This window comes from Bacteroides sp. An269 (genome assembly GCF_002159755.1).
Classification (GTDB): domain Bacteria; phylum Bacteroidota; class Bacteroidia; order Bacteroidales; family Bacteroidaceae; genus Phocaeicola; species Phocaeicola intestinalis.
This window is the reverse complement of sequence record NZ_NFJG01000152.1, coordinates 1-7,987: the sequence shown is the minus strand read 5'-3', so window position 1 is coordinate 7,987 and position 7,987 is coordinate 1. Positions and strand designations below refer to the sequence as shown.

Here is a 7,987-nt window from a genome sequence, read left to right as displayed (position 1 = left end):
CTCCTGTTCTTCGTCAGATAGCCCGCTATCTTCCTCATCACAGAAGCGAAAATGCCTCAAAAACTCATCCCAAATCATCGCACGATAAATTCAAAACAGCTTCTAAAACAGTTTTTTATAGAAAAATTGGTTTGTGAAAATGGAATGGAACACAGAGGCACAAATTGCCCATTGTCAATTCTTCTGTGTCTCTGTGTTCAATGGAACGAATCATGCGGAATTTCAGCATTTCATTTTGGATTGACTATAAATAATTCTAAAATAGGGAAAACCCTACCGCGAAATAGGGAAATCCTACTTGCGGGATACAAGATTCTCGCTAACTTTGTATTGCAGGAATAGGCAGGTTCCGGCAGATTATGGTAAACAATAAATTTTTAATAGGTATGAAGATGAAGATAAGATTAGGCGTTTCGTTGCTGATAGCTTGCTTGCCGTGGCTGGCTATGGCACAGAATGACGACCTTTATTTTGTTCCGAAGAAAGAAAAGAAGGCGGAAACGAAAACCGAGGTACGTCAGGTGACGAGGCAGACAACAACGACTACAACTACAACGGCATCGGTTTCTCCGGGCACAACAGTGGTGGTAAAGGACGTGACGGGGAAAACGCGTGACATTGATGAATACAACCGCCGGTATACATCGAGAGAGAATACGTTCAGCATGCAGAACGATACCCTATACATAGAAGAGAAACCTTACGGCGAACGGGGTGAATGGGTGAACGGCTTCGAAGGTTCGCAGGACGATTACGAATACGCCATGCGTATCGTCCGTTTCCGTAGTCCGGCGTATGCCATTCCTATCAGCAGCCCCTTGTATTGGGATGTTGTGTATGGTGCTTTTCCATCATGGGACTGGAACGTATACGACGATGGATTGTATGCTTACGTGTTCCCCACCTATTCTAATCCGTTGTGGTGGGACTGGCGCTGGAACTGGAGTATAGCCGGCCCCCGTTGGGGATGGTACTCGCCATGGCATTATGGCGGGTGGTATTCTTCGTATTGGTATGGCGGTTACTGGGGCGGTTGGTATGCCGGCTATTGGGGACCGTGGCATCATCCGCATCCGTATTGGGGAGGCAGCGGATGGCATCGTCCGGGACATACAGATTACAGGTACACGCGTTATGAAGGCTATTCCGGTTCTCGCCGGAGCCGTATGGTAAGCGGCACGCAATCTACGAGAAGACGTGTTGTCAATGGCTCCTCATCAGGAGCACGCCGGTATACGAATGGTAGGGTAGTCCGTCCAAGTACAGGAGGAGAAGGTGTATCTGTCCGTCCTTCAGTTCAGTCGTTTGGAAACCGGAACAACGGGGTAGGAAATGTCCGTCCTTCACGCGGTAATAGCAGTTACGTACGTCCGAGCAGTACGATAGATCGGACCGGCTCGTCTTATAACCGTCCAAGCAGTACACGACGTACATACAATCAGGTTTATAATCGTAACGTGAATAATTCGAATAAAACCCGCAGCTATAATTCGAACCGTAACAGTTTCTCAAGTGGAGGAAGCGGATTCAATCGGGGTTCAATGGGAGGCGGAAGCACACGTACACGTAGTACAGGTGGAGGCGGTGGTTCACGTAGAAGATAAATTAGTTAAACTACAGATATGAAAAAGATAAGCATGATAGCCTTACTGCTTGGCTGTATGTCGGCAGTGATGGCTCAAAATCAATATGATGTAGTCCGTTATATGGACGATGATTTAAATGGGACAGCTCGTTTTGTCGGCATGGGAGGTGCGATGAGTGCGTTAGGAGCGGATATCTCGACCATTGGAACCAATCCTGCAGGTATTGGACTATTTCGGGGAAATGATGTTACGGTCTCATTTGGCATGAACAATAATCAGGCAAAATCGGATATGGGTGGTTCGGTTGCCAATGAGAAACGTACGAAAGCTTCGTTCGACCAGGCGGGACTGGTGTGGAGCACGAAAATAGGCAACAAGACCAATATCCGTTATTTGAATTTTGCATTTAATTATCACAAGCGTGCTAACTTTAATCGCCAGTTCTCAACATCGGGACAATACGCCAATGGTGCTTCACTTACGTGGCAAATGGCGGATATGTTGCTGAACGCAGGTTATTATAATACGGAGGTAGATTTTGCGGAGTTGTATGATGCCGAAAATCCATACATCGACGAGTATTTTTACGGTACTCCTTTTTTGGGCGCATTAGGTGCACGCACTCATTTGGTTTCTCCCATCCTTCAATCATCTGAATCGGGTGATCGGATAGTAGGTATGGAAGGTTGGAAGGCGTTAAGTAATCAATATTACAGTCGTGAGGAAGGAAGCGTCAACGAGTATGATATCAATATGGCTGTCAATGTGCAGGACCGTTATTATTTTGGTGTGACATTAGGTATATATACCCTCGATTATAATCGTTATTCATCGTATGGTGAAACATTGTCGGGCAATGGCAGTTATACTTTAAACAACTTTTATAGTGCAGACGGTTCGGGTATTGATTTGAAATTGGGAGCAATTGTCCGTCCGTTTGCTTATTCGCCGTTCCGTATAGGTTTGGCGATTCATACCCCGATATGGTACTCGATAACCGAACGTTATACGGCTAATTTAACTTCTAACCTGCCGGGGTTTGGAGAAATGACTGAAAATTTAGCTGATTATCTTCATCCTCAGTATGTCCGTGATTTTCGTCTGACCACTCCTTGGCGTTTCAATGTCAGTATGGGAACGGTAGTAGGGGGCATCATGGCGTTGGATGCAGAATACGAATATGCCAAATATTCTTCTGCCAAGTTGTCTGAAACGGACGGTAGTGAATACATTAACGGAACGGCAGCTGTAAATGAGTCGTTAAAAGGTGTTCATACATTTCGTGTCGGTATGGAAACAAAAGTATCATCGACGTTCAGCGTGCGTGCCGGTTATAATTTCCGTTCGGCATTGATATACGATGATTCGTATAAAAATATCGCAGATACTGACGAGACGCGTACGAATCCGGAATATATGAATACGAAGTCATTGCAGGCCGTAACGGTAGGTCTGGGCTATCGGGGTAAGCTGTTCTATGCCGACTTGGCTTATAAGTACGATTTTTATAAGGCCGACTTTTATGCGTTTGATTTGGAGGAAGGTCTTCCTGCCGTCAAAGTAAACAATGACCGTCATCAGCTGTTGTTCACGTTAGGTGTGCATTTTTAAGAATGTCTTAGAACCTGTTTAAATTTTCCAATAAAGTAATATTCTATCAGGTTCTGAACGCTGAAAAGATTTTAACCGGAAGACACAGAAATACAAAGTTTTATGGTGAATATCAAATATTTTTGTATCTCTGTGTCTTTTTGTTGATTCTTATATTGGTACGAAGTCGTTTTTAGATGATTTACCTGTTGAGTGTCACGCGTCTGATGGTTCCGTCTTCATTGAACTCAAGCCGGTCGATGCAGACTTCGCGGTGCACGCCCGGACCTTTGTCTTTATCCAGATAATTCTTGTTGATGCGGTGGTAGACGATGTACCATTCATCGGTACCTGGTTTGCGTACGACAGAGTTATGCGCCGGTCCGTAGATTTCTTTTGCCGGGTCTTGAATGGTTACGATAGGATCCTTGGCTACCTTTATCGGACCGAGAGGCGAATCGGATGTGCCGTATGCCACGTGATAGTTAGGCGAGCCGGTATCGTCTACCGACCATAAGAAGTAATAGGTACCTTTCCGGTAGAATACATACGGGGCTTCGCGATAGGCATAGTCTTTCAGGGTTCCGCCTTTGGGAGTCAACACCTTGATGGTTTCTTTCTTTACCGATACCATATCGCTGTTCAGTTCGGCTCCTGCCATGTAACCGTTGCCCCAATATATATAAGGTGTACCAGTCATTGGGTCGGTAAATACATCCACATCAATTTGCTGCCCGTGTCCGGCAGGAGAATCGGTGATGATGGGTTGTCCCATGTCCTTAAACGGACCTGTGGGCGAGTCGGCTATGGCTACACCGATTTGTTTGCGCGAATTGTCGTTGGGGTTGCCGCTATAATAGAAGAAGTATTTGTATTTTCCGTCTATCAGTTTTTCTTCAATGGCAGGTGCCCATGCATTGCCGTTTGCCCAAGGAACCTGTGGAGAGCGCAGGTCGAGGATGACGCCTTCATAAGTCCAGTCTTTCAGATCGGGAGAAGAGAATGCCGTGAAATACCAGCCTCCCCACCCGGGTTGACCGTCGGTAGTGGAATAAATGTAATATTTATCGGTTTTCTTTGAATAGAGCACTTCGGGGTCGGCATGAAAACCGGGCAATACCGGATTCTGAGGCAATTCGCCCAGTTCCTCCGGCTTTCCCCATTTATCTGTAATGCGTTTCAGTTCAGCACGCGTAATGGGAATAACCGTTCCGTGACGCGGATGGAAGTCCATCTTTACTGCATGGTCAATCACTTTAAAGTGTTCCAGGTCGGTGGTTTCCGTAAATTGGTAAGCCCCTTTCATGTACACGTCATACATCAGGATGTATTTGTCCTGTCCTATCAGCTTGAATGTGCCTGCACCTTCTACCGCTTCTTTGGTCTGTTGTTTGTAGTCGGGGCTTTCTTTCCATTCCCCTGATGTAAGCGAGCGGGTAGTGGCTACTTTGATGCCGTTTCCATGTCCTTCTGTTTTATAGAACAGATGGTACACTCCGTCTTTATAAACAATATCCCCGTCAATGCACGATTTCTTGTCGGCAGGGATAAATAAAGGTTTCGGTTCACCGGTCAGGTCGGTGAAGTCCTCGTTGGCGTATGCGTAATAGATAACGTCCGGTCCGCCTTCGTATTGCATGGACCAGTAAAGCATATACTTGCCTGCTTCTTTATCGAAGATGGTTTGAGGCGCCCATACCCGTTTCAGCTTTTCCTGTCCTTTATAGCGCTTCTGCATGTTGATGATGGAGTGCGACCAGTTGACAAGGTCGGTAGATTTCAGCATCACCAGAGCGCGGTTCGAATCCCATCCGTTATCCGACACCATATCGGTCACGACCATGTAGAAAGTCTTTCCGTCTTCGCACCGCAGGATATGCGGGTCGCGTACACCTCCGGTCGAACTGATGACTTTCGAGTCGAGCACCGGCTTGTTGCCGTTCAGTGCATAAAAAGAATACCCGTCCATACTGACGGCAAAACATACCGCTTCTTCACTGATGTGGTTTCCGGTGAAATACGTGAAGAGATAGCCTACATAGTCTTTTTCTTCTGTCTGGGATGCCCGCGATACTGAAATTGTCAGCAGAAACAACGCGAGCAAGGCAAGCATACGTGTCTTGTAATTCATGGTTAATTGTTTTTGGTTAATAGTATTTGTTTGGATTATTCTTTTAACAAAGATAGGGCTTTCTGCATTACGATGTATGCGAGAAAGTGTTTTTGACCGGTTTATGCCCCTAATTTGACTGATTATTTTCTCTTTCGGCTATCCATTTTTTCCTATCTTTGTGCAGACAATCTGATAACATGAAATTATTTGTTAACTTTTAAAGAAAACTTGTATGAATAAATTGGCAACTATTGGCGTGTCGCTTCTGCTTTCTATTGGAGCGATGACTGGATTTCAGTCGTGTGCGCCGAAAGCTGAAAGCGGAACGTTTGAGGCAGGGAAAGGAAGTTTCCTGCTCAATGGCGAGCCTTTTGTGGTAAAGGCTGCCGAGTTGCATTATCCTCGTATTCCACGTGCCTATTGGGAGCATCGCATCAAGCAATGCAAGGCGTTAGGGATGAATACTATTTGCCTGTATGTTTTCTGGAATTTCCATGAAGAGAAGCCGGGAGAGTTCGACTTTACCGGGCAAAAGGACTTGGCTGAGTTCTGCCGCCTGTGCCAGAAGAATGATATGTATGTTATCCTCCGTCCCGGTCCGTATGTATGTGCCGAGTGGGAAATGGGCGGTCTGCCCTGGTGGCTTTTAAAGAAGAAAGGCATCCGTTTGCGTGAGGACGACCCGTATTTCCTGGAACGTGTGGCTATCTTCGAGAAAGAAGTTGCCAATCAGGTGGCTGGATTGACCATACAGAAGGGTGGTCCTATTATTATGGTGCAGGTAGAGAATGAATACGGATCGTATGGCGAAAGCAAGGAATATGTAGCGAAGATACGCGACATCGTGCGGGAGAACTTCGGCGATGTAACCTTGTTTCAATGCGACTGGGCATCCAATTTCCAACTCAATGCATTAGACGATTTGGTGTGGACCATGAACTTCGGTACGGGTGCGAATATCGACGAACAGTTTGCTCCATTAAAGAAAGTACGTCCCGACAGCCCGTTGATGTGTAGCGAGTTCTGGAGCGGATGGTTCGACAAATGGGGAGCCAATCACGAGACCCGTGCGGCAGATGATATGATTGCCGGCATTGATGAAATGCTTTCAAAGGGTATTTCGTTCAGCCTTTACATGACTCACGGCGGTACCAACTGGGGACACTGGGCTGGAGCGAACTCACCGGGATTTGCACCGGATGTGACTTCGTATGATTATGATGCGCCTATCAGCGAATCGGGAAAGATTACGCCGAAATACGAGAAATTGCGTGAGACCTTGGCGAAATATATGGACGGAAAGAAGCAGGCTAAAGTGCCCGATGATATCCCGACTATCTCCGTACCGGCTTTCGAGTTTACCGAAGTGGCTCCGCTGTTCGCTAATCTGCCCGAACCGAAGAGCGATGATACCATCCGCACGATGGAAGAGTACGATCAGGGATTCGGAAGCATTCTTTACCGCACAACTTTGCCCAAGATTGACCGTTCGGCTACACTTACCGTAACCGAAGCTCACGATTATGCACAAATCTTTATTGACGGGAAATATATCGGCAAACTGGACCGCCGGAACGGGGAAAAGCAACTGGATATTCCGGCATGTGCCGAAGGTGCGCAATTGGATATCTTGGTGGAAGCCATGGGACGTATCAATTTCGGACGGGCTATCAAAGACTTTAAAGGAATTACCGAAAAGGTCGAATTGAAGAACGGAGGACGTACTACCGAATTGAAAGGTTGGAAGGTTTATAACCTGGAAGACCGTTACGAATGGTATAAAGGTTTGAAGTTTGAACCGCTGAAGTCGGTAAAAGATGCGCAAGGCCAGCGTGTGCCGGGTTGCTACCGGGCTACATTCCACGTAGAGAAGCCGGGCGATACGTTCTTGAACTTTGAAACATGGGGCAAAGGCTTGGTTTATGTAAACGGATATGGCATCGGACGCATTTGGGAAATCGGTCCTCAGCAGACATTGTATGTCCCGGGATGTTGGTTGAAAGAAGGCGAAAATGAAATATTGGTATTTGATATCGTAGGTCCAAAAGAAGCCCGTACGGAAGGGTTGGAAGAACCGATTCTGAACCAATTGCTGGTGAATAAGCCGCTGACACATCGCAATAAGGGTGAAGAACTCCGGCTTGCGGGAGAAACCCCGGTATTGAGCGGAAGCTTCAAAGCGGGCAACGGATGGCAGGAAATGAAATTCGGCAAGCCGGTTTCGGGACGTTATGTATGTATTGAAGCCTTGAATGCGCAAGACGGAAAAGACTTGGCATGTATTGCCGAAATGTATCTGCTTGATGAAAACGGAGAACGTCTTTCGCGTGAACCGTGGATTGTAAAATATGCGGACAGCGAAGATGTATCGCAAGTAAACCGTTCGGCGGATAAGATTTTCGATTTGCAGGAGTCTACCTACTGGAGTACCGAAACCGGTTCGGCTTATCCTCATGCGGTCGTAATTGATTTGGGAGCGAAGCATACCCTGACTGCAATCCAATATCTGCCCCGTATGGAAAGCAATGTGCCCGGAGGCATCAAAGATTTTAAAGTATATGTGAAAGGCGAAAATTTCTCTTATTAACATTAGAAGCTGTTTTGAATTTATCGTGCGATGATTTGGGATGAGTTTTTGAGGCATTTTCGCTTCTGTGATGAGGAAGATAGCGGGCTATCTGACGAAGAACAGGAGCGG

4 protein-coding genes are annotated in these 7,987 nt (G+C 46.4%); 3 read left to right on the top strand and 1 reads right to left on the bottom strand.

Features of this window, described 5'->3' with window-relative positions:
* Positions 1-392: 392 nt before the first annotated feature.
* Together B5F71_RS17885 and B5F71_RS17880 are read left to right on the top strand one after the other, a co-directional pair.
* Positions 393-1,604, top strand: coding sequence for a hypothetical protein (locus B5F71_RS17885; RefSeq protein ID WP_087213056.1), 1,212 nt, complete (start codon positions 393-395; stop codon positions 1,602-1,604).
* Positions 1,605-1,622: 18 nt separating this feature from the next.
* Complete coding sequence (locus tag B5F71_RS17880; protein ID WP_087213051.1) at positions 1,623-3,197, top strand: hypothetical protein; 1,575 nt, start codon at positions 1,623-1,625, stop codon at positions 3,195-3,197.
* 181 nt (positions 3,198-3,378) lie between these two features.
* Here the strand turns inward: B5F71_RS17880 and B5F71_RS17875 are convergent, their stop codons facing one another.
* Positions 3,379-5,307, bottom strand: coding sequence for a family 43 glycosylhydrolase (locus B5F71_RS17875; protein WP_143269936.1), 1,929 nt, complete (start codon positions 5,305-5,307; stop codon positions 3,379-3,381).
* A 214-nt stretch (positions 5,308-5,521) separates the two neighbouring features.
* On the opposite strand from B5F71_RS17875, the gene B5F71_RS17870 reads away from it, so the two are divergent.
* Positions 5,522-7,876, top strand: a complete 2,355-nt coding sequence (locus B5F71_RS17870; protein WP_087213048.1) for a beta-galactosidase — start codon at positions 5,522-5,524, stop codon at positions 7,874-7,876.
* The last annotated feature ends 111 nt before the right edge of the window (positions 7,877-7,987 follow it).

Bases quoted from the DNA above. Each gene is read 5' to 3' on its own strand.
- B5F71_RS17885 (WP_087213056.1), top strand. From the start codon at position 393: ATGAAGATAAGATTAGGCGTTTCGTTGCTGATAGCTTGCTTGCCGTGG.
- B5F71_RS17880 (WP_087213051.1), top strand. From the start codon at position 1,623: ATGAAAAAGATAAGCATGATAGCCTTACTGCTTGGCTGTATGTCGGCA.
- B5F71_RS17875 (WP_143269936.1), bottom strand. From the start codon at position 5,307: ATGAATTACAAGACACGTATGCTTGCCTTGCTCGCGTTGTTTCTGCTG.
- B5F71_RS17870 (WP_087213048.1), top strand. From the start codon at position 5,522: ATGAATAAATTGGCAACTATTGGCGTGTCGCTTCTGCTTTCTATTGGA.